Raw genomic sequence first — 18,851 nt, forward strand, 5'->3', positions numbered from 1 at the left:
GTTCCGGCTGGGGAACTGGCGTGTGCGCTCGAGGTTGATCGCGCTGATCCTCATCCCCACCATCGTGGGCGTGCTCCTCGCGGGCGTGCAGCTCGCCAACGCCATCGGGACGAGCTCCGAGTACCGCCGGCTGACCCAGGTCGCCGAGCTGGTGCAGCGCATCGGCGGGCTCAACCACGAGCTGGCCAAGGAGCGCACGCTCACCGCGTGGTACGTGACCGACCAGTCGAAGGCGGGGCGGTTCGTCCAGCTCAAGACCCAGCGCGCGGCCGTCGACGCGGCCAAGAAGAAGGTGCTGGCCTCGGCCAACGCCATCGACGCCGCGCACTCGGCCCGTATCCGCGACGGTGTGGAGAACATGCGCCGGTGGCTCACCGGCCTCGACAGCCTCCGCACGTCGATGGTGGCCGAGGGCACGCCCCCGCGAGCCGCGATCACCACGTACACCACCATGATCGGCGTCTTCTCCGCGATCCAGGGCGACCTGGGCGACGGCGTGAACGACGACGACCTCCAGGGTGACGTGGCCGCCCTCGGCTCGCTGCAGCGGGTCAAGGAAGAAGTCTCCAGGCAGCAGGCCATTCTCATGATCGCGCTCATCGAGCGTGAGCTGGACTACGACGACCTGTCGGAGTTCCTCGGCTCGTGGAGCCGCCAGCAGGCCGAGCTGACCGCCTTCGAGCGGGAGGCCGACCCGGCGGACCTGCGCGCCTACCAGAAGAGCATGCGCGGGCCGGACATCGACCGCGCCGACGCCATGCGGCAGCGCGCCCTGGCCCAGGTCCGCGAGTACAACCGGATCCGCGACCTCGACGTCACCTCCGCCCGCGACCTGAGCCGCTGGTACGACAGCACCACGCTGGCCGGCAACACCATGCGCAAGGTCGAGGACTCCCTGGCCACCAAGATCGTGACCAGGGCCCGCGAGCTGAGCGACACCGAGCAGCGCAACGCCATCATCAGCGGCGCGACCATCCTCGTCCTGCTGCTGCTGGTCCTGATCATCACCACCCGGGTGGCCGGTTCGCTGGTCCGCCCGCTGCGCCGGCTGCGCGCCGAGGCGCTCCAGGTGGCCACCACCCGGCTGCCCGAGACCGTCCGCATCCTGCGCGAGTCCGGCGACGGCGCGCAGATGCCCGAAGTGCCCTCGGTCGGCGTCAACACCCGTGACGAGATCGGTGAAGTGGCGCGGGCCTTCGACGAGGTCCACCGCGAGGCGCTCCGGCTGGCCGGCGACGAGGCCAAGCTGCGCGCCAACGTCAACGCCATGTTCGTCAACCTCTCCCGCCGCAGCCAGACGCTGGTCGAACGGCAGCTGCAGCTCATCGAGGGCCTGGAGCAGGGCGAGGAGGACGAGCAGCGGCTCGCCAACCTCTTCCGCCTCGACCACCTGGCCACCCGCATGCGCCGCAACAGCGAGAACCTCCTGGTCCTCGCCGGCCAGGAGGCCGCGCGCAAGTGGAGCGAGCCGGTGCCGCTGGTCGACATCGCCCGCGCCTCGCTGTCGGAGGTCGAGAACTACGAGCGGGTCCAGATCAAGATCCCGTCCGGCACGCTGATCGTCGGCCCGGCCGTCACCGACGCCGTCCACCTGCTCGCCGAGCTCATCGAGAACGCGATCTCCTTCTCGCCGCGCGAGAGCAAGGTCGAGGTCTCCAGCGTGGCCGCCGACGGCGGCGTCATGATCTCCATCAACGACCTGGGCATCGGCATGAGCCCCGAGGAGCTCGCCGAGGCCAACTGGCGCCTGGCCAACCCGCCCGTCGTGGACGTCGGCGTCTCCCGCCGCATGGGCCTGTTCGTGGTCGGCCGCCTGGCCCTGCGCCACGGCATCCGCGTCCAGCTCAGCATGCGGGAGACCGGCGGCCTGAGCGCGCTGGTGATGATGCCCGACATGCTCATCAGCGGCGGCGCCGGCATGCCGCAGCAGCCCGGCAGCCAGTACGAGGCGTTCACCACGTTCGACCCGAGCCAGTTCGGCGTCGCCGCCGCGCCCGCCGAGGCGAGCCAGAACGGCGCCCCCGTCTCCGCGTCCGACGCGGCCGACCGGGTGCTGGACACGCAGTGGCCGGGCTCGCTGCCCGCCCCGGGCACCGGCAACTGGCCGTCCTTCGCCGACGAGTCGGCCCAGGAGGAGACCCGCTGGGGATCCTTCGGCGAGGAGCCGGGCCGGGACGAGCCGCGCTGGCCGTCGTTCTCCGAGGAGCCCAAGCCGTCCTTCGGTGACGAGCCCAAGCCGTTCTTCGCCGACGAGCCCAAGCCGTTCTTCAGCGATGAGCCGAAGCCGTCCTTCGGGGATGAGCCCAAGCCCTTCTTCGGTGACGAGCCCAAGCCGTTCTTCGCCGACGAGCCGCCCGCGGCCCAGCCGCAGCCGCAGCCGCAGGCCCAGTCCCCGTGGGGCGAGCAGCGCTGGCCCTCCTTCGCCGAGCAGCCGCCGCCGCTGCAGGACGACGAGCCCCGCTGGCCGTCCTTCGCGACCGAGCCGCCGCAGAGCGGGACGGAGGAGCCCCGCTGGTCCTCCTTCGGCTCGCCGTCCTTCGGCGACACCTCGCTCGGCCAGTCGGCCTTCAACGAGGAGCCGCCGCGGCGGTCCCTGTTCGAGTCGGTCGACCCGCCGCGCCCCTCGGCGTTCGGCGAGGAGCCCTACCGGGCGGCGTTCGGCGACCTGCCGGGGTTCGGCGCGGAGGAGCCCAAGCCCGCCGACCAGTACGAGCAGAGCCGTCCGGGCGCCTACGGCCCGTTCGGCCAGGGCGACTACTCCTCCCAGGACCTGACCGGCCCGCTTCCCGTGGTGCGCTCCTCGCCCCTGGAGGAGCAGAGCGAGGAGTTCCTGCCGATCTTCTCGTCCGTCGGCTCGGACTGGTTCCGCAGGCCCGACCCCGAGCAGCTGCGCCAGCAGGAGCAGGAGCAGGAGCCCGAGATCACCGCCGTGCATCCGGCCGTGCCCGCCGACCCTCCGGTGGCCGCGCCGCCCGCCGCCCCGGCGGTGGGCCGGTCCGGGCTCCCGCAGCGCAGGCCCGGCCAGTCGGGCGCCGGCGCGTCGTGGTCCTCGCCCGCCGACTCCGGTTTCCAGGCGGCCCAGGCCGCCGCGCAGCCCGCCCAGGCCGGCACGACGTCCTCGGGGCTGCCGCGCCGGGTGCCCAAGGCCAACCTCGTGCCCGGTACGGCCAGTCTCGCCGAGCCGCAGCCCACGTCACCGCCGCCGCAGATCTCGCCCGAGCGGTTGCGCAGCAGGCTCTCCAGCTTCCAGCAGGGAGTGCGGCAAGGCCGCGCGTTCACCCGCGGAGAAGAGAATGAGGAGGACAAATGAGAGAGATGAGCCAGGGAGCGCGTGGCATCAGCTGGCTGATCACCGACTTCGTGAACAACGTGCCGGGCGTCGCGCACACCGTCGTGGTGTCGTCCGACGGCCTGCCGCTGGCCTTCTCGGAGGGTTTCCCCAAGGACCGGGCCGACCAGCTCGCCGCGGTCGCCTCGGGCGTGATCAGTTTGACGCAGGGCGCCGCGCGGGTCTTCGAGGGCGGCATGGTCACCCAGACCGTCATCGAGATGCAGCGCGGGCTGTTGATGATCATGTCCATCAGCGACGGGTCCTGTCTGGCCGTCCTCGCGGCTCCCGACTGTGACATGGGCCTCGTGGCGTACCAGATGACGCTGCTGGTCGAGCGCGCCGGTCAGGTGCTCACCCCGGCCGTACGCGCTGAGCTGCAAGCGGCCCGCCCCCGCTAGCGGGCGGTGACAGGAGATCATGGTGTCAGGTCAGGGTTGGGCTGGTGATAGCACTCCGCCGCATCCGGCGGCCCCTCGTCCGCAGAAGCCGAGTTCCCTGGTACGGCCCTATGCCGTGACCGGGGGGCGCACCGCGCCGCGGATGAAGTTCGCCATGGAGGCTTTGGTGTCCTCCGTGACGTCGGAATACCAAGACATTTCCCTACTGAGTCCGGAGTATCAGGCGATCATTCAGCTGACCCGGAACGTCCGGTCGGTTGCCGAGATCTCCGCCCTTTTACGCCAGCCCCTTGGTGTGGTCCGGGTGCTGATCGCCGACATGGCGTCGGAGGGCCTGATCCGCGTGCACCAGCCTGCGCTGGACGCGGGAAAGCCGGACCTCAACTTGCTCGAAAGGGTGCTCAGTGGACTTCGCAGGCTCTAGCCCCGGTCTGACCTCGACGAAAATCGTCGTGGCCGGGGGCTTCGGCGTGGGGAAGACGACGTTCGTGGGAGCGGTCTCGGAGATCCTGCCGCTCACCACGGAAGCGGTCATGACGGACGCCTCGGCCCACGTCGACGACGTCTCGCTCACGCCGAACAAGACGACCACGACCGTGGCGATGGACTTCGGACGTGTGTCGCTGGATCGCGACCTGATCCTCTACCTGTTCGGCACCCCCGGACAGCACCGGTTCTGGTTCATGTGGGACGACCTCGTGCGCGGCGCGATCGGCGCCGTCGTCCTGGTGGACACGCGCCGTCTGGCGGACAGCTTCCCCGCCATCGACTACTTCGAAGAGGCCAAGCTGCCCTTCGTCATCGGCATCAACGGCTGGGACGGCCAGTTCGCCCACGCGGAGGACGAGATCCGCGAGGCGCTGTCCGTCGGCGGGCACATCCCGATCGTCCGCCTCGACGCCCGCCAGCGCGACGCGGTGAAATCCACCCTGATCACGCTGGTGGAGCACGCGCTCACGCGCCACTCCCACACGCCGGTATAGCCCGACGCGCCCCGGGCGCCCGGCTGAGGCCGGGCGCCCGACCGCGCGTCAGACGGTGGTGGCGTGGCCGCGCACCAGGCGGCCGACCTCGGCGCGGAGGTGCACGAAGTCGGGGTGCTCGCGGGTGGTGATCTGGTCGCGCGGCTCGGGCAGATCGACCTTGAGGTCGCCGACCACGTGCGCGGGGGCCTTCGACAACACCACGACGCGGTCGCCGACGTAGACGCTCTCGTCGATGTCGTGGGTGATGAGCACGATCGTCATCTGGTGGTGGCCGCGCACCTTCAGCACGAGGTCTTCCAGGTCTTCGCGGGTCTGGGCGTCGACCGAGCCGAACGGCTCGTCCATGAGCATGAGCGAGGGTCGGTAGGCCAGCGCCCGCGCGATCGCCACCCGCTGCTGCATGCCGCCGGAGAGCTGGAACGGGTACTTCTTCTCGGCGCCCTGGAGCCCGACCGACTCCAGCGCCTCCTGGGCGGCCTCGCGACGCTGCTGCTTGTCCATGCCCCGGCGGCGCAGCGGCAGGGCCACGTTGTCGGCCACCGACATCCACGGGAACAGCGAGCGGCTGTAGTCCTGGAAGACCACCGCCAGGTTGTCGGGGGTCTGCCGCACCAGCTCGCCCTCGACCCTGACCTCGCCGCCGGTCGGCCTGATCAGCCCGGCGATGGAGCGCAGCAGGGTCGACTTCCCGGCTCCCGACGGCCCGACGATGCACAGCAGCTCGCCCGCGGCGACGCTCAGGTTGAGCCCTTCGATGGCGTGGTGAGCGTTGGGGCCACCGCCGCCGTACACGTGGGAGAGGTTCTCTATCTCGAGCATGGATGTCCTAGGGGGCGAGGCCGCGAGCGGAGGACCGACTCGGGAAGCCGGAAATGTCGGTATGGCTCTACGGTGTCGGATCTTACCCTTGAGTCTTCGCGGCTGTCATGGGATGCGTACGCTCCACGACTCCCGCTCGTTGAGCGCCCGGACGTCGGCGTCGGAGATGCGCCGCTGCGCCCCGGCCATGGCGGCCAGCTCGGCCTCCGTCAGCACGTCGGCGATGTCGGCGAACCCGTCGGGCGCGCGCTCGGTCACCAGGCCGATCGTATCCTCGATGGGCAGCGCCCGATGCGCCATCACCAGCGCCGACGTGGGCGGACGCCGTTCCTCCTCGTACGCCTTGAGCGCCGTGACCGGGTCCCCGGACGTCGCCAGGCACCGGGCCAGCACCCGCGCGTCGAGCACCGCCTGCGAGCCGCCGTTCGAGCCGATCGGGTACATCGGGTGCGCGGCGTCCCCCAGCAGCGTCACCCGGCCCTCTCCCCAGACGGGCAGCGGGTCCCGGTCCACCATCGGGTACTCCAGGATGCGCGGGGAGGCCGCGAGCAACCCCTGGACGTCGACCGGCCGGTACCGCCAGTCGGCGAAGTGCGCGGCCACCTCCTCCAGCCGGCCCGCGCGCGACCAGTCGGCCTCCGCGGCGACGCCGGGCTCGGCCACCTTGACCTCGGCCACCCAGTTGACCAGCCGGGGGTCGCGGGCCGAGATGTGGTAGGTGACGAACTTCCCGGCCCGGTTGGAGCCGCCCACCAGCACGGTGGCGCCGTCCAGGACGCGGTCGGCCTCGGCCACCCCGCGCCACATCCTGATGCCGGACCACAGCAGCGGGTCGTCCGACGGGTGCAGCAGCGCCCGCACCGTGGACTGCACGCCGTCCGCGCCGACGAGCACGTCCACCCGTTCCTCCACGAGCTCGCCGCCCTGCCGGAGCCGGACGAGGACCTGCTCGCCGTCCTGCTCGAAGCCCTCCAGGCGGACGCCCGTCCGCACCGGGACGGCCCGTTCCTCGACCGCGGCCAGCAGCGCCATCTGCAGCTCGCCCCGGTGGATGCTGTACTGCGGCCAGCGGTAGCCGGCCGAGCGCCCGCGCGGCAGCGCCAGAATCACGTTGCCGTGCCGGTCGGCGAAGGTCATGAAGGTCGTCTCCACGCCCAGCGCGGCCAGCTCGCCGGCCAGCCCCAGCTCGGTCAGCTCCCGTACGGCGTGCGGTTGCAGGTTGATCCCGACGCCGAGCGGCCTCAGCGTGGCGGCCGCCTCCACGACCACGCACTCCAGCCCGGCCGCCGCCAGGCTGAGCGCGGTGGTGAGCCCGCCGATCCCGGCGCCCACGACCATCGTCCTCACGTCGCCCCCAGTGGTCTCGATCCGGTCCCACGTGTCCCTGACGGGGAACATGACGATAAGTTTCTCGCCCTTTGCAGGCCGAAGACCAGAGTTATCCCATTAACCTCGTTCCTATCTGGGTGTGAGGTGTGTGATGCGCGGATTCAGTGACGGGGAGTTCGCCTACCTGCTTGAGCAGGACCTGGCCCGGCTCGCCACGGCGGGAGCCGGGGGAACGCCGCACGTCGTGCCCGTGCGGATCCATCTCCAGCCGGACCGCGGCATGATCGCGGTCGGCTCCCGCCTGCTGCCCGGCGGCGTGCGTCCCCGGCGGTACCGCCGGGACGTCAGGGACAACCCCGAGGTGTCGCTCGTCGTGGACGACTTCACCGAGGACGGGCCGCGCGGCGTCCTCGTCCAGGGGGTCGGGCGGGTCCACGCCAAGGGCGGCGAGCGGCTGAAACCCGGGTACGAGCCCGTATGGGTGGAGATCATGCCGCTGGCCGTCGCGTCGTGGGGCATCGACTCGGGCGCCTACGAGCCGCCGCGCAGCCGCCCGGTCGCCGCCGGCACGTTCACCGCTCCGTGAGCCGCCCGCACGTTCACTGCTCCGTGAGTCGCTGCGCGCCGAGATGCCAGGCCAGCACCCGCCGCTCGGCCACCAGGAACAGCTCGTTGAGCAGGTAGCCCAGCACGCCGAGCAGCACGATCCCGGCCCACATCGCGGGCAGGTCGAACGTCGAGTACGCGGTGGTGAGCTGGAACCCGATGCCGTTGGAGGCCCCCGGCAGCAGCTCGGCGAAGACCATGACGATCAGCGACAACGACAACGACAGCCGCAGCCCGGCGAACATCTTCGGCAGCGCCGACGGCAGGACGACCCGCAGCAGGCGTTCGGTCCCCGACAGCCGGAACACCCGCCCGGTGTCCAGGTGCAGCGGATCGACCGCCCGCGCGCCGTCGGCGGTGTTGAGCAGCACCGGCCACACGACGCTGAACATGATGAACGCCAGCTGCATGCGCAGCCCGAAGCCGAACACCACCAGGAACACGGTGACCAGCGCGGGCGGCGGGATCGCGCGCAGGAACTGCAGCACGCCGTCGAGATAGTCGTAGACCCGCGCCGACAGCCCGAACGCCAGCCCGAGCAGCACCCCGGCCGCCGCCCCGCCCGCGAACCCGGCGGCCATCCGGCCCAGGCTCGGCAGGACGTCGTCCATCGCCGCGCCGGTCAGGAACAGGCTGCCGGGCGGGCCGGAGAACCACATCTGGTGCATCCGGGCCACGATCGTCGTCGGCGGCGGGAAGAACGAGCTGCCCGCCAGCCGCGTGCCCGCCTCCCAGGCCAGGATCAGCACGGCCAGCACGGCCACCCGGAACGCCGTGCCGCGCGTGCGGTCGCGCGCCGACGGTCCGCGCCGGGCCCCGGTCACGACCCCTCCGTCAGCCGGGCGTGGTGCCAGCGGAAGGCGCGCTGCTCGGCCGCCACCAGCAGCGCGTTGACCAGCACGCCGAACAGTCCCACCCAGAACACCCCGGCCAGGATGTCGGTCATCCTGGCCGGGACCGCGATCCCGGCGAAGAAGATGAACACGCCGATGCCCTCCCCGCGCCCGGCCACGATCTCGGTGCTGACGGTCAGGATGAGCGCCACGGACGCCGCCAGCCGCACGCCCGTGGTGATGAACGGCGCGGCCGACGGCAGACTGACGCGCAGCAGCACCGACAGCGGGCCGAAGCCGTAGGAGCGCAGGGTCTCCTTGGCGACGGGGTCGACGCCGCGCAGGCCGTACATGGTGTTGTAGAGGATGGGCCACATGGCGGCGTAGAGCACGAGCGTGACGCGGAGCTGCAGGCCGGTGCCGATCACGAGGGCGACCAGCGGGATCAGCGCCACCGACGGGATCGGCCGCAGGAACTCCACCACCGAGCGGGTCGCGGCGTCGATCACCGGCACGCTGCCGAGCAGCAGGCCGAGCGGCACCGCCACCAGCACCGCGAGGCCGAGCCCGAAGGCCCAGGCCAGCAGGCTGGTGCGGGCGTGGGTCAGGAAGGCCGGATCGGCGAGCAGCGCCAGGCCACGCCCGACGATCCGCGTGGCCGGCGGCAGCACCTCGGCGTCCACCAGCCCCGACCGGCTCAGCAGCTCGACGAGGACGGCGAAGCCGGCCGCCCCCGCCGCCCGGCGCGACCACCGGGTGGCGGCGCCGGCCGGACGGCGGACGACGCCCGTCGCGGTGCTGCTCACCCCGACGTCGTCGGCGACATCAACGTCTTGACGTCGATCTCCTTGCCCAGCCACTTGGCCTCCCACATCCAGTCGGCCACCCGCTGCAGCCGCACCGGGTTGTCGGAGCTGGAGAAGTAGGGGAAGGTGACCGTCGCCGCCGTGGACGCGTCGATCTGCGTGAAGTTCGGCAGCACCTTGGCCACCACCTCACGGTTGTTCTCCATCAGCTTGGCCGCGTTGTGGATGGCCCGCTGGAAGGCCGCCGCCGTCCTCGGGTTCTTGTCGTACCAGTCCTGGGTGCTGATGTATCCCGAGATCGGGAACTCCGCCGCCGGCCCGGAGGCCGGGTCGAGGATCTTGCGCGCGCCCATCGACGAGGTCGCCGCGGTGACCTGCGGCTCACCCAGGTAGGCGGCGTCGATCTGGCCGCTCTTCCACGAGGCCATGATGTTCTGGAACGTCACGGGGACGTACTTGATCGTGCCGGGGTCGATGTTGTTGGCCTTGAGCACCTGGGTGAGCGCGAGCTCCTGGAAGTTGTGCAGGACGTTGACGTTGATCGTCTTGCCCGCGAGGTCCTTCGGCGTCTTGATGGGGGAGTTGGGCAGCGCCATGATGCTGAGCGAGTCGGGGGCGGCCCGCGAGCCCTCGGCGAGCACGTGGATCTTGATCGCCCCCTTGTCGTGCGCCTGGAACATCGACACGTAGTTGCCGAACATGGCGTCGATCTCGCCGTTGACCAGCATGGGGATCGCCTCGGGGGCGGCCTGGACGACCTGCGGGGTGACGTCGAGACCCTCCTGCTCGAAGAGCTTCTGGTCGATGGCGACGTAGATGGCGGCACTGTCGATGGCGGGCAGGGTGGCGATCTTGAGCTTCGTCTTCTCCAAGGCGCCGCCGCCGCCGTTCGCGGAGGCGGAGGGTGGTGCGCTGGCGGTGGTTGAGCCGCCGGTGCTGCACGCTACGGCGCCTAAAGTCACAGCGAACCCGATGATGGCGGCCTTGGCGGAGCGGCCAAGCCTCATGTCAGGGACTCCCTTCAAGACGTGGAGCCGGGGGGACCGGGTGGCTGAACTGCCCCCGGGGCTGAGTGCCTGACGAACAAGCAGGAATCGACCGTAGCACCACATTGGCAGTCATTATCAAGAAAATGACTCTTGTGGTTGCAATGTCCGTTTGCCGCTCTATCGTAAATAGAGGCGTGAGATGTCTTTGTCCGTTTTGGGAAAGAGGGTGGCGACCGAGGCGTCTGTTACTGGTGGGACTAGCTGACCTGGATCGTTCCGCGGGCGGAAGGGGGCTTGCGGAACACGTTTCGGCTGCCCGTTTTTGCAGGTAAACGGCGGTCTACCAATTTTGTCACAATTTTTGGACAATCCGGGATACAAGCCTCAGAAGGGCACTATAGGTGGTTGGTCCTGACCGGTACCTGTGCTCAAATGGCCCTCATCTCGATTGTACATATTGCCCCACGTGCATTTACCTGCATGGTCTTCGAGAATTCCCCTCCGGGGCGAGAGGTTGCGAGGCAAGTGAGAACGCAGAGCGCTGAAGCTTCCGCTGACCGCGAGCCGCACGGGCACCAGAAGCGACGGCTGCCCAAACCTGCTTCTAACAGGTTCGGATTGGGCAATTGGCACGTACGATCGCGCCTCGTGGCGTTGATCGTCGTACCCACGGCTGTCGCGGTGGGCCTGGGCGGGCTGAACGTGATCACCTCCCTCAGGGACGCCGACACCTACCAGACACTCAGAGAGGTGGCCGAGCTCAGCGAGCAGCTCGGCGCCGTCACGCACGAACTGGCCTTCGAACGGGACGAGACCGCTCTCTACATCGCCCAAGGCCGTCCGGAGAGCCGCGCGGCCCAGCTCCGCACCACCTACAGCGGGGTCGACAACCTCATCGACGAGGCCAAGGTGCGGGCCGGCGCCCTCACCGACACCCACGCCGACTCCGTACGCCCGGTGCTGCGCCGCCTGGAGGAGATCCAGACCCTGCGCGACACCGCCGTCAAGGGCAAGATCCAGCCGCTGCCGATGATCCAGAAGTACTCCCAGATCATCGCCACCCTCCTGCAGTTCCACGACCAGGTGGGACAGGTCGCGGTGGACGACGACATCTCCCACAGCGCCAGCTCCATGGCGGCCATCGCGCGCGCGAAGGAGCAGGCGTCCAAGCAGCGCGGCATCCTGGCCAGCGCCCTGGACAAGAAGAGCTTCGACAGCGGCGAGCTCGACGCGCTCTCCGACGCCAAGGCGCGGGAGGAGAGCGAGGAGACCCTCTTCGCCACCCTCGCCAGCATCGACCAGCTGGAGCTCTACCGCGACACCGTGGTGGGCAGGGACGTCGACCAGACCGACCTGTTCCGCCTGCGGGCCATGGCCCAGTCCGTCGAGGCCAAGCCCCTGAGCATCGGCGTACGGCCGGACAAGGACGTCGGCACCTGGTTCGACGTCAGCACGGGCAAGATCGACGCCCTGCGCAGCGTGGAGAAGTCGCTGGCCTCCTCGGTCATCCTGCGGGCCCGCGCCCTGGAGGAGGCGGCCAACCGGTCGGCGCTGATCTCCGGCGTGCTCATCATGATCCTGCTGATCGTGGTGCTGATCATCATCACCTTCATCGCCCGCTCGCTCATCAGGCCGCTGCGCAGGCTGCGTCGAGAGGCCCTGGACATCGCCGGCAAACGCCTGCCGGAGACCGTGCGGGCGCTCCGCGAGGCGGGTGACGGCAAGGTCGGGCCCGTCCCGCCGATCGGGGTGGACACCCACGACGAGATCGGCGAGGTGGCGCGCGCCTTCGACGAGGTCCACCGCGAGGCGGTCCGGCTGGCCGGCGAGGAGGCGCGGCTGCGCTCGAACGTCAACGCGATGTTCGTGAACCTCTCGCGCCGCAGTCAGACGCTGGTGGAGCGGCAGATCACCCTGATCGACGGTCTGGAGCAGGGTGAGCAGGACGAGCAGCGGCTCGGCAACCTGTTCAAGCTGGACCACCTGGCCACGCGTATGCGGCGCAACAGCGAGAACCTGCTGGTGCTGGCCGGTCAGGACCCGCCGCGGCGCTGGAGCCAGCCGGTCAAGCTGGTCGACGTGGCCCGCGCCTCCCTGTCGGAGGTCGAGAGCTACGAGCGCGTCGTGCTCCAGGTGCCCGACGGCGTGTCGGTGGCCGGCCAGGCCGTCAACGACGTCATCCACCTGCTGGCCGAGCTGGTGGAGAACGCGCTGTCGTTCTCGCCGCGCGAGACCCGGGTGGCGGTGTCGGGCAGCAGGATCGACGGCGGCGGCGTGATGTTGTCGATCACCGACTCCGGCATCGGCATGACCCCCGAGGAGCTGGCCCAGGCCAACGACCGCCTCACCGACTCGCCCAGCGTCGACGTGTCGGTCTCGCGGCGGATGGGCCTGTTCGTGGTCGCCCGGCTCGCCCATCGGCACGGGATCAGGGTGCAGCTCCGTCCGCACAGCTCGGGCGGGCTGACCGCCATGGTGCTCGTCCCGGAGAACATGCTCGGCACGCAGCCGCCCGGGTTCGCGGGCATGCAGCCGGCGGCGGCCGAGAGCACGTCCGGGAGCGAGCCGTACGTGGGGCCGCACGCGGCGCCCCCGGCCACCGACTGGCCGCCGATCTCGGCTCCGCCCGAGGCCGACTGGCCCGCGGCCGCCTCCGCCGCCGGGGCCGACTGGCCGCCCGCGCCGCCCGCGCCGGGAGCCGACTGGCCGCAGGCGCCGCTCACACCGGCGGCCGACTGGCCGCAGGCGCCCCCGGCCGCCGGACAGGACTGGCCGCGGCCCACCTACCAGATGGGCCCCGCGCACCCGTCGTACCCGTCGAACCCGGAGGCGGGGGGCAACTGGCCGCAGTGGCCGTCGTCCGACGGCTGGCCCTCCGACCCGCACGGCGGCGGCTTCGACAGCCACGACATCTGGTCGCCGCCGCGCAACAACGGCGATCGCGGGCTGCCCAAGCGTCCCCCGGCCGAGCCGCCGCCCCCCTGGAAGCAGGACGGCTTCCAGCGCCCGCGGCCCGACTTCCCCGAGACCGAGTCGGCGGCCACCGGCCCGATCCCGCCCGTGCCGCCCGCCTCCGCCGGGGACGACTACCTGCCGATCTTCGCCGCCGTCGAGTCGGCCTGGTTCGGACGCGACGAGGGCGGCTGGGGCTCGACGAAGGCCGACGCCGGCTGGAGCGCCGCCGAGGCGGCGGCCGAGCCGGCCCGCGACGGCACGACCGCGGCCGGCCTGCCCAAACGGGTGCCCAAGGCGAACCTGGTGCCCGGCTCGGCCGACACCTCCGCATCGCCCAAGGGCGTGTCCCCGATGCCCTCGGTCTCGCCGGACCGGGTGCGGAACAGGTTGTCCAGCTTCCAGCAGGGATTCCGGGCGGCCCGCGACGACATCACCGGGGGCAAGGCGTTCCAGCCGGGCCCTCGCGGCTCCTACAACGGTGAAGCCCACAACAGTGAAAGAGAGGAGGGCGCATGAACGACCTGAGCCACGCGGCGCGCGGAGTCGACTGGTTGATCACCGACTTCGTCAGCACGGTCCCCGGTGTGGCACATGCGGTGGTCGTCTCGTCCGACGGGTTGCCGCTTGCGGCCTCGTCGGGTTTTCCGGCTGACCGGGCCGACCAGCTGGCCGCCATCGCGTCGGGGCTGGTGAGCCTGACGCAGGGTGCGGCCAGGGTGTTCGAGGGTGGTGCGGTCAACCAGACGATCGTGGAGATGCAGCGCGGGCTGATGCTGATCATGTCGATCAGCGACGGCTCGTGCCTGGCGGTGCTGGCGGCTCCGGACTGTGACATGGGGCTGGTGGCGTACCAGATGACTCTGATGGTGGATCGCGCCGGTCAGGTGCTGACCCCGGCTGTGCGGGCCGAGTTGCGCGCCAGCCAGACCAGGTGATGTAGGTGACGGACCAGAGATGGAACAGCGGCGGCTGGGCGCCTCCGCCCAAGCCACAGCCCCAGTCGCAGCTGCACCCCGACCCCGCCTCGCCCGTCCGCCCGTACGCGGTGACGGGTGGGCGGACGGCGCCCAGGGTCAAACTGGCGATGGAGGCCCTGGTGTCGTCGGCGACGGCCGAGCACCGGGAGTTCTCGCACATCACGCCGGAGTACCAGGCGATCAGCCAGCTGTGCAGGCAGGTCAGGTCCGTGGCCGAGGTGTCGGCGCTGCTGCGGATCCCGCTGGGCGTGGTGCGTGTTCTGATCGCCGACATGGCGGCCGAGGGCCTGGTCCGCGTGCATCAGCCACAGCTGGACGCCGGCAGGCCGGACGTTAATCTGCTCGAAAGGGTGCTCAGTGGACTTCGCAGGCTCTAGCCCCGGCTTGACTTCAACGAAGATCGTGGTGGCCGGCGGTTTCGGGGTGGGCAAGACGACGTTCGTCGGCGCGGTCTCGGAGATCATGCCGTTGACCACCGAGGCGGTGATGACCGACGCCTCCGCGGGGATCGACGACCTGGGCATGACGCCCCTGAAGTCGACCACGACCGTCGCGATGGACTTCGGCCGCGTCTCGCTCGACCGCGACCTGATCCTCTATCTGTTCGGCACGCCGGGCCAGCACCGGTTCTGGTTCATGTGGGACGACCTGGTGCGCGGCGCGATCGGCGCGGTCGTGCTGGTGGACACCCGCCGGCTGGCCGACAGCTTCCCCGCGATCGACTACTTCGAGGAGGCGCAGTTGCCGTTCGTGGTGGGCGTCAACGGCTGGGACGGCCAGTACCCGCACAGCGACGCCGAGGTCCGCGACGCCCTCACGCTGGCCCCCCACATCCCGCTCGTCCGGCTGGACGCGCGCTCCAAGGACGCCGTCAAGAGCGCGCTGATCCACCTGGTCGAGCACGCCCTGTCGATCAGGATGGCGGTGCCGGGCTGGAGCGGCGGCAGCTGATCCGGCCCGCCGCCGCCCCTCGCGCTCAGCGGGGCCGGGCCTCGATGAGGCTGGCTCCCGAGCCCAGCTCGACGACCTCGGCCAGGCGCAGGTCCGCCCGGTCGAGCAGTGCCGTGTACTGCTCCCGGCTGCGCTCGGCGCCGCCGTCGAAGATCGCCAGCATCCGCATGTCGATGTCCTTGCCCAGGTGCGGCGCCTCGTCGTCGGGCAGCACCACCTCCAGCACCAGGACGCGGCCGCCGGGGTTCATCGCCCGGCGGACGTTGCGCAGGATCGTGACCGCGTCCTCGTCGTCCCAGTTGTGCAGGACGCTGGCCAGCAGGTAGACGTCGCCGCCCGCCGGGACCTCGGTGAAGAAGTCGCCGGTGACGACCTCGCTCCGCTCGCCCAGCCCCTCGGCGGCCAGCAGCTCCCTGGCCCGGTCGGCCACGTGCTCCAGGTCGAACAGGATGCCGCGCATGTCCGGGTTGGCGTGCAGCACCGTGGCCAGGATGTGGCCCTTGCCGCCGGCCACGTCCACCATGGTCGCGGTGGCCGGGAAGTCGTACCGCTTGGCCAGGCCCTCGGTGAAGGGGATCGCGCGGGCGGTCATGTAGTCGTCGAACAGCTTGCCCGCTCCGGGGTTGGCCGCCAGGTAGTCGTACAGGTGGCCGTAGCGGGCGGCGAAGGCCGAGCCGCCGTCGCGGACGGTCGCGGGCAGGTTGCCCATGGCGTGCCAGAAGCCCTCCTCGCCGAGCATCCTGATCGACGAGCGCACCGAGTCGGGCACGTCCGAGCGCAGCGCCGTGCCGCGCTCGGTCAGGTCGAACGTGTCCGGCCCGGCGCCGCGGACCACGCCCATCCCGGCCAGCTCGCGCAGCACGCGGCGCAGCCGGGGGGCGTCGGCCTCGCAGCGGGCGGCCAGGTCGGCGGTGGTGAGCGGACCGTGGGCGAGATGGTCGGCCAGGCCGAGCTCCGCCATGGTCAGCAGAGCGGCGAAGCGCGAGATGTCGGCCACGGCCCCCCAAAGGAGGTCATCCGAGTGGGGCATGGGGTCCTTCCAGAAGTCAGACGTTGCGGTTGGCCTGCCGGTGCCACACCAGCAGGCGGCGCTCGGCCAGCACGAACAGCGAGTTCACCAGGTAGCCGAGGATGCCGAGCAGGGCGATCGCGGCCCACACGCCGGGCCCGTCGAAGCTGCGCTGGGCCTGCAGGAGCTGGTAGCCGATGCCGTCCGTGCTGCCGAACAGCTCGGAGATCACCATGAGGATCAGCGCCAGGGACAGGCTCAGCCGCAGCCCGGCGAAGATCTTCGGCGAGGCGGCGGGGAGCACGACGACGCGCAGGCGCTGTGCCTTGGACAGGCCGAACACGGTGGCGGTCTCGGTGTAGGTGCGGTCCACGGCCCGGACGCCCTCGATCGTGTTGAGCAGCACCGGCCAGATCACGCCGAACACGATCGTGGCGAGCTGCATGCCGAGCTGCGCGTACTCGGTGCGCGCGAACAGCGCGACGAACAGCGGCAGCAGCAGCGGCGGCGGGATCGCCCGGCCGAACTCGAACAGCGCGTCCACGTAGTCGGTGGCCGCCTTGGAACGGCCGAGCGCCACGCCGAGCAGCACCCCGAGCAGCGAGGCCAGGATCCAGCCGCTGAACATGCGGCCGAGGCTGGGCAGGATGTTGCCGATCGCGTCTTCGGTGAGGAACAGGTGGGAGGCGGGCCCGGAGAACCACATCTGGTACATGCTGGTGACGATGGTGAGCGGCGGCGGGAAGTCGCTGTCGTCGATGAGCCGCCCGAGCACCTCCCAGACGACCAGCACGACCGGCACCACCCACAGCCTGGACAGCCGCCTCACGACTCCGACGCTCCCATCCGGACGCGGTGCCAGCGGAACAGCCGCCGCTCGCCGGCCAGCAGGACGAGGTTCGCGAACACCCCGAACGCCCCGGCCCAGAACGTCGCCGCCATGATCAGGTCCATCCGGTTGCCGCTGCCCGCCTGAATCGTGTAGACGCCGATCCCGGCCGTGCCGCCGGCCAGCAGCTCGGCGCTGACCGCGAGCACGAGCGCGATGCCGGCCGCGATCCTGATGCCGGTCGCGACGAAGGGGGCGGCGCTCGGCAGGCTGACCCGGGCCAGCACGGCCAGGCGGCCGAAGCCGAAGCTGCGCAGCGACTCCTTGGCCAGCGGGTCCACGTCCTGCATGCCGTACAGGGTGTTGATCAGGATCGGCCACATGGACGCGTACACGATGACCGAGACCTTCATCAGGCCGTCCACCGGGATCAGCAGGATCGCCAGCGGGATGATCGCCACCGAGGGGATCGGGCGCATGAACTCCAGCAGCGGCCGGATCGCCCGCTCCACCGGCGGCACCGCCCCCAGCAGCACGCCCAGCGGCACGGCCACGACGATGGCGGCGAGCAGGCCGAGCGCCCAGTTGGTGAGGGTGGTGACCAGGCCCTCCGTGAACACCGGGTCGGCGAGCAGGCGCACGGCTTCGTACAGGATGACGGAGGGCGCCGGGAAGATCACGCCGTCGCTCAGCGCGAAGCGGATGACCAGCTCACCGGCGATGAGGAACCCCGCGGCGCCGGCGGCGCCGCGGAGCAGACGCGCGGTGTTCATCAGCTTGCAGGGGCGGCGATGACCGACTTCACGTCGACCGGGCTGGTGAGGTACTTGTACTCCAGCATCAGGTCGGCGACCTTCTGCAGCCGGTTCTCGTTCAGCTCGCTCGGGTACGTGCCGAGCGTGATCACCGAGGCCGTCTTGGCGTCGATCTTGGTGTACTTCGGCAGCGTCTCCTCGATGACCTTGCGGTCACTGGAGGCGAGCTGCTGCGCCTTGGCGATGGCCCGCTGGAAGGCGGCCAGCGTCTTCGGGTACTTCTGCACCCAGTCCTCGGTGGCCATCCAGCCGGCGATGGGGAAGTCCTCCGTCTGGCCGGTCATGGTGTCGGCGAGCTTGCGGAAGCCGAAGGCGCTCTGGTTGGCGGTGATGAAGGGCTCGGTCATCCAGCCCGCGTCCGCCTGCGCGGAGTTGATCGCGTTGCCCTGCTCCGGGAACGGCTTCTCCACGAACTTGACGTCGGACTCGGTCAGGCCGGCGACCTTGAGCTGCGTCTCCACGGCCAGGGTGGCGATGTTCCTGAGGTTGTTGACGTAGATCGTCTTGTCCTTCAGGTCCGCCACCGTCTTGATGGGGGAGTCCTTGGGCACCATGATGTTGAACGTGTTCGGCGCGGCCTGGTACATGTCCGCGACCAGCTTGATCTTCTTGCCCTTGCTCACCGCGAGGAAGGTCGAGACGTAGTTGGTCTGCGAGATGTCGAGCGCGCCGCTCTCGATCTGCGGCAGCGCCGCCGCGCCACCGGTGATGGTGACCGGCTCGACGGTCAGTCCCTCTTCCTTGAAGAAGCCCTTTTCGTTGGCAAGATAGACCGACACAACGTCGGGCACGGGGAGGGCGCCGACCTTGATGGTGGTCTTCTCCAGGCCCTTGCTGTTGGCCGAGCTCTTCGCGGTCTCGCCGCTGCCTCCGCCGCAGCCGGCAAGGGTGAGCGCCAGAGCCACGCCGACGACAATGGCGTGACCGCGCATAGTGCGTGTCATGGGGGGTTCTCCTACCAGGGGGAAGTTCCGGAGATCGGCACGGGATGCCGGGCGTGAAGCGTACCGGAGCCGACTTCGGATCTACAGCGCTATGCCGCGTATATGTTGGTTTATCGCGAAAATATGACAAATCGGCGCTATAGATGTAAATCTGAAGATTAAGTATGTTAGTGGTGATATGTCCGTATTGGGACGGTGGTTGCGCTCCGTGTGCGCTGGTATGCGACGTGAAGGGAGTGCGATGTGGAACGGTTGAAAACCACCGAAACGTTGG

18 protein-coding genes are annotated in these 18,851 nt (G+C 70.3%); 9 read left to right on the top strand and 9 right to left on the bottom strand.

Annotated elements, in window-relative coordinates; translation table 11 throughout:
* The first annotated feature begins 22 nt into the window (after positions 1 to 22).
* From AB0C33_RS04980 to AB0C33_RS04995, 4 genes are read left to right on the top strand one after another with little or no spacing between them, the layout of a single operon-like run.
* Entirely contained in the window at positions 23 to 3,310 is a 3,288-nt protein-coding gene (locus tag AB0C33_RS04980) for a nitrate- and nitrite sensing domain-containing protein (protein WP_358283704.1), read from the top strand.
* 5 nt (positions 3,311 to 3,315) lie between these two features.
* Complete coding sequence (locus tag AB0C33_RS04985; RefSeq protein WP_201760494.1) at positions 3,316 to 3,729, top strand: roadblock/LC7 domain-containing protein; 414 nt, start codon at positions 3,316 to 3,318, stop codon at positions 3,727 to 3,729.
* Positions 3,730 to 3,748: 19 nt separating this feature from the next.
* Positions 3,749 to 4,153 carry a DUF742 domain-containing protein gene (locus AB0C33_RS04990; RefSeq protein ID WP_055507219.1) on the top strand — a complete coding sequence of 135 codons (405 nt, stop codon included), beginning with the start codon at positions 3,749 to 3,751 and terminating at the stop codon, positions 4,151 to 4,153.
* A 7-nt stretch (positions 4,154 to 4,160) separates the two neighbouring features.
* Positions 4,161 to 4,712, top strand: coding sequence for an ATP/GTP-binding protein (locus AB0C33_RS04995; RefSeq protein WP_352350489.1), 552 nt, complete (start codon positions 4,161 to 4,163; stop codon positions 4,710 to 4,712).
* A gap of 48 nt (positions 4,713 to 4,760) precedes the next feature.
* On the opposite strand, the gene AB0C33_RS05000 is transcribed toward AB0C33_RS04995, so the two are convergent.
* The gene (locus AB0C33_RS05000) at positions 4,761 to 5,534 is read right to left on the bottom strand and encodes an ABC transporter ATP-binding protein (RefSeq protein ID WP_358283706.1); all 774 of its coding nucleotides are present in this window, start codon (positions 5,532 to 5,534) and stop codon (positions 4,761 to 4,763) included.
* A 105-nt stretch (positions 5,535 to 5,639) separates the two neighbouring features.
* Positions 5,640 to 6,932 carry a flavin-dependent oxidoreductase gene (locus AB0C33_RS05005; RefSeq protein ID WP_358283709.1) on the bottom strand — a complete coding sequence of 431 codons (1,293 nt, stop codon included), beginning with the start codon at positions 6,930 to 6,932 and terminating at the stop codon, positions 5,640 to 5,642.
* A gap of 82 nt (positions 6,933 to 7,014) precedes the next feature.
* Here AB0C33_RS05005 and AB0C33_RS05010 point away from each other — a divergent pair, with 82 nt between their 5' ends.
* On the top strand, positions 7,015 to 7,449 hold the full coding sequence (locus AB0C33_RS05010) for a pyridoxamine 5'-phosphate oxidase family protein (RefSeq protein WP_358283711.1): 435 nt from the start codon (positions 7,015 to 7,017) through the stop codon (positions 7,447 to 7,449).
* Between the two features lie 13 nt (positions 7,450 to 7,462).
* On the opposite strand, the gene AB0C33_RS05015 is transcribed toward AB0C33_RS05010, so the two are convergent.
* Genes AB0C33_RS05015 through AB0C33_RS05025 form a run of 3 tightly spaced genes read right to left on the bottom strand, consistent with a single transcriptional unit; the run spans position 7,463 to position 9,980 of the window.
* Entirely contained in the window at positions 7,463 to 8,293 is an 831-nt protein-coding gene (locus tag AB0C33_RS05015; protein WP_358283714.1) for an ABC transporter permease subunit, read from the bottom strand.
* Positions 8,290 to 9,108 carry an ABC transporter permease subunit gene (locus AB0C33_RS05020; RefSeq protein ID WP_358283717.1) on the bottom strand — a complete coding sequence of 273 codons (819 nt, stop codon included), beginning with the start codon at positions 9,106 to 9,108 and terminating at the stop codon, positions 8,290 to 8,292. The genes AB0C33_RS05015 and AB0C33_RS05020 overlap by 4 nt, the downstream gene beginning before the upstream one ends.
* A complete protein-coding gene (locus tag AB0C33_RS05025; RefSeq protein WP_358283719.1) occupies positions 9,105 to 9,980 on the bottom strand; it encodes an ABC transporter substrate-binding protein in 876 nt (291 codons plus the stop codon). The genes AB0C33_RS05020 and AB0C33_RS05025 overlap by 4 nt, the downstream gene beginning before the upstream one ends.
* Positions 9,981 to 10,745: 765 nt before the next feature.
* Between AB0C33_RS05025 and AB0C33_RS05030 the strand changes: the two genes are divergently transcribed.
* The 4 genes from AB0C33_RS05030 (at position 10,746) to AB0C33_RS05045 (ending at position 14,980) form a co-directional block, all read left to right on the top strand.
* Complete coding sequence (locus tag AB0C33_RS05030) at positions 10,746 to 13,568, top strand: nitrate- and nitrite sensing domain-containing protein (RefSeq protein WP_358283721.1); 2,823 nt, start codon at positions 10,746 to 10,748, stop codon at positions 13,566 to 13,568.
* A complete protein-coding gene (locus tag AB0C33_RS05035) occupies positions 13,565 to 13,987 on the top strand; it encodes a roadblock/LC7 domain-containing protein (protein WP_020546542.1) in 423 nt (140 codons plus the stop codon). Before AB0C33_RS05030 ends, AB0C33_RS05035 begins: the two co-directional genes overlap by 4 nt.
* A 71-nt stretch (positions 13,988 to 14,058) precedes the next feature.
* A complete protein-coding gene (locus AB0C33_RS05040) occupies positions 14,059 to 14,406 on the top strand; it encodes a DUF742 domain-containing protein (RefSeq protein WP_352350491.1) in 348 nt (115 codons plus the stop codon).
* A gap of 7 nt (positions 14,407 to 14,413) precedes the next feature.
* A complete protein-coding gene (locus AB0C33_RS05045) occupies positions 14,414 to 14,980 on the top strand; it encodes an ATP/GTP-binding protein (protein ID WP_358283723.1) in 567 nt (188 codons plus the stop codon).
* 25 nt (positions 14,981 to 15,005) lie between these two features.
* Here the strand turns inward: AB0C33_RS05045 and AB0C33_RS05050 are convergent, their stop codons facing one another.
* The 4 genes from AB0C33_RS05050 to AB0C33_RS05065 are packed head-to-tail and all read right to left on the bottom strand — an operon-like array spanning position 15,006 to position 18,577.
* The gene (locus AB0C33_RS05050; RefSeq protein WP_358283726.1) at positions 15,006 to 16,010 is read right to left on the bottom strand and encodes a methyltransferase; all 1,005 of its coding nucleotides are present in this window, start codon (positions 16,008 to 16,010) and stop codon (positions 15,006 to 15,008) included.
* A 16-nt stretch (positions 16,011 to 16,026) separates the two neighbouring features.
* A complete protein-coding gene (locus tag AB0C33_RS05055) occupies positions 16,027 to 16,818 on the bottom strand; it encodes an ABC transporter permease subunit (RefSeq protein ID WP_358283729.1) in 792 nt (263 codons plus the stop codon).
* Positions 16,815 to 17,591 (bottom strand): ABC transporter permease, encoded by a 777-nt coding sequence (locus tag AB0C33_RS05060; RefSeq protein ID WP_358283732.1) that lies wholly within the window; start codon positions 17,589 to 17,591, stop codon positions 16,815 to 16,817. Before AB0C33_RS05060 ends, AB0C33_RS05055 begins: the two co-directional genes overlap by 4 nt.
* Positions 17,591 to 18,577: an ABC transporter substrate-binding protein gene (locus AB0C33_RS05065; protein ID WP_358283734.1), complete on the bottom strand. Its 987-nt coding sequence runs from the start codon at positions 18,575 to 18,577 to the stop codon at positions 17,591 to 17,593. The genes AB0C33_RS05060 and AB0C33_RS05065 overlap by 1 nt, the downstream gene beginning before the upstream one ends.
* Positions 18,578 to 18,851 lie beyond the last annotated feature (274 nt).

Origin of the sequence: Nonomuraea sp. NPDC048881 (genome assembly GCF_040649795.1) — a bacterium.
Lineage (GTDB): Bacteria > Actinomycetota > Actinomycetes > Streptosporangiales > Streptosporangiaceae > Nonomuraea.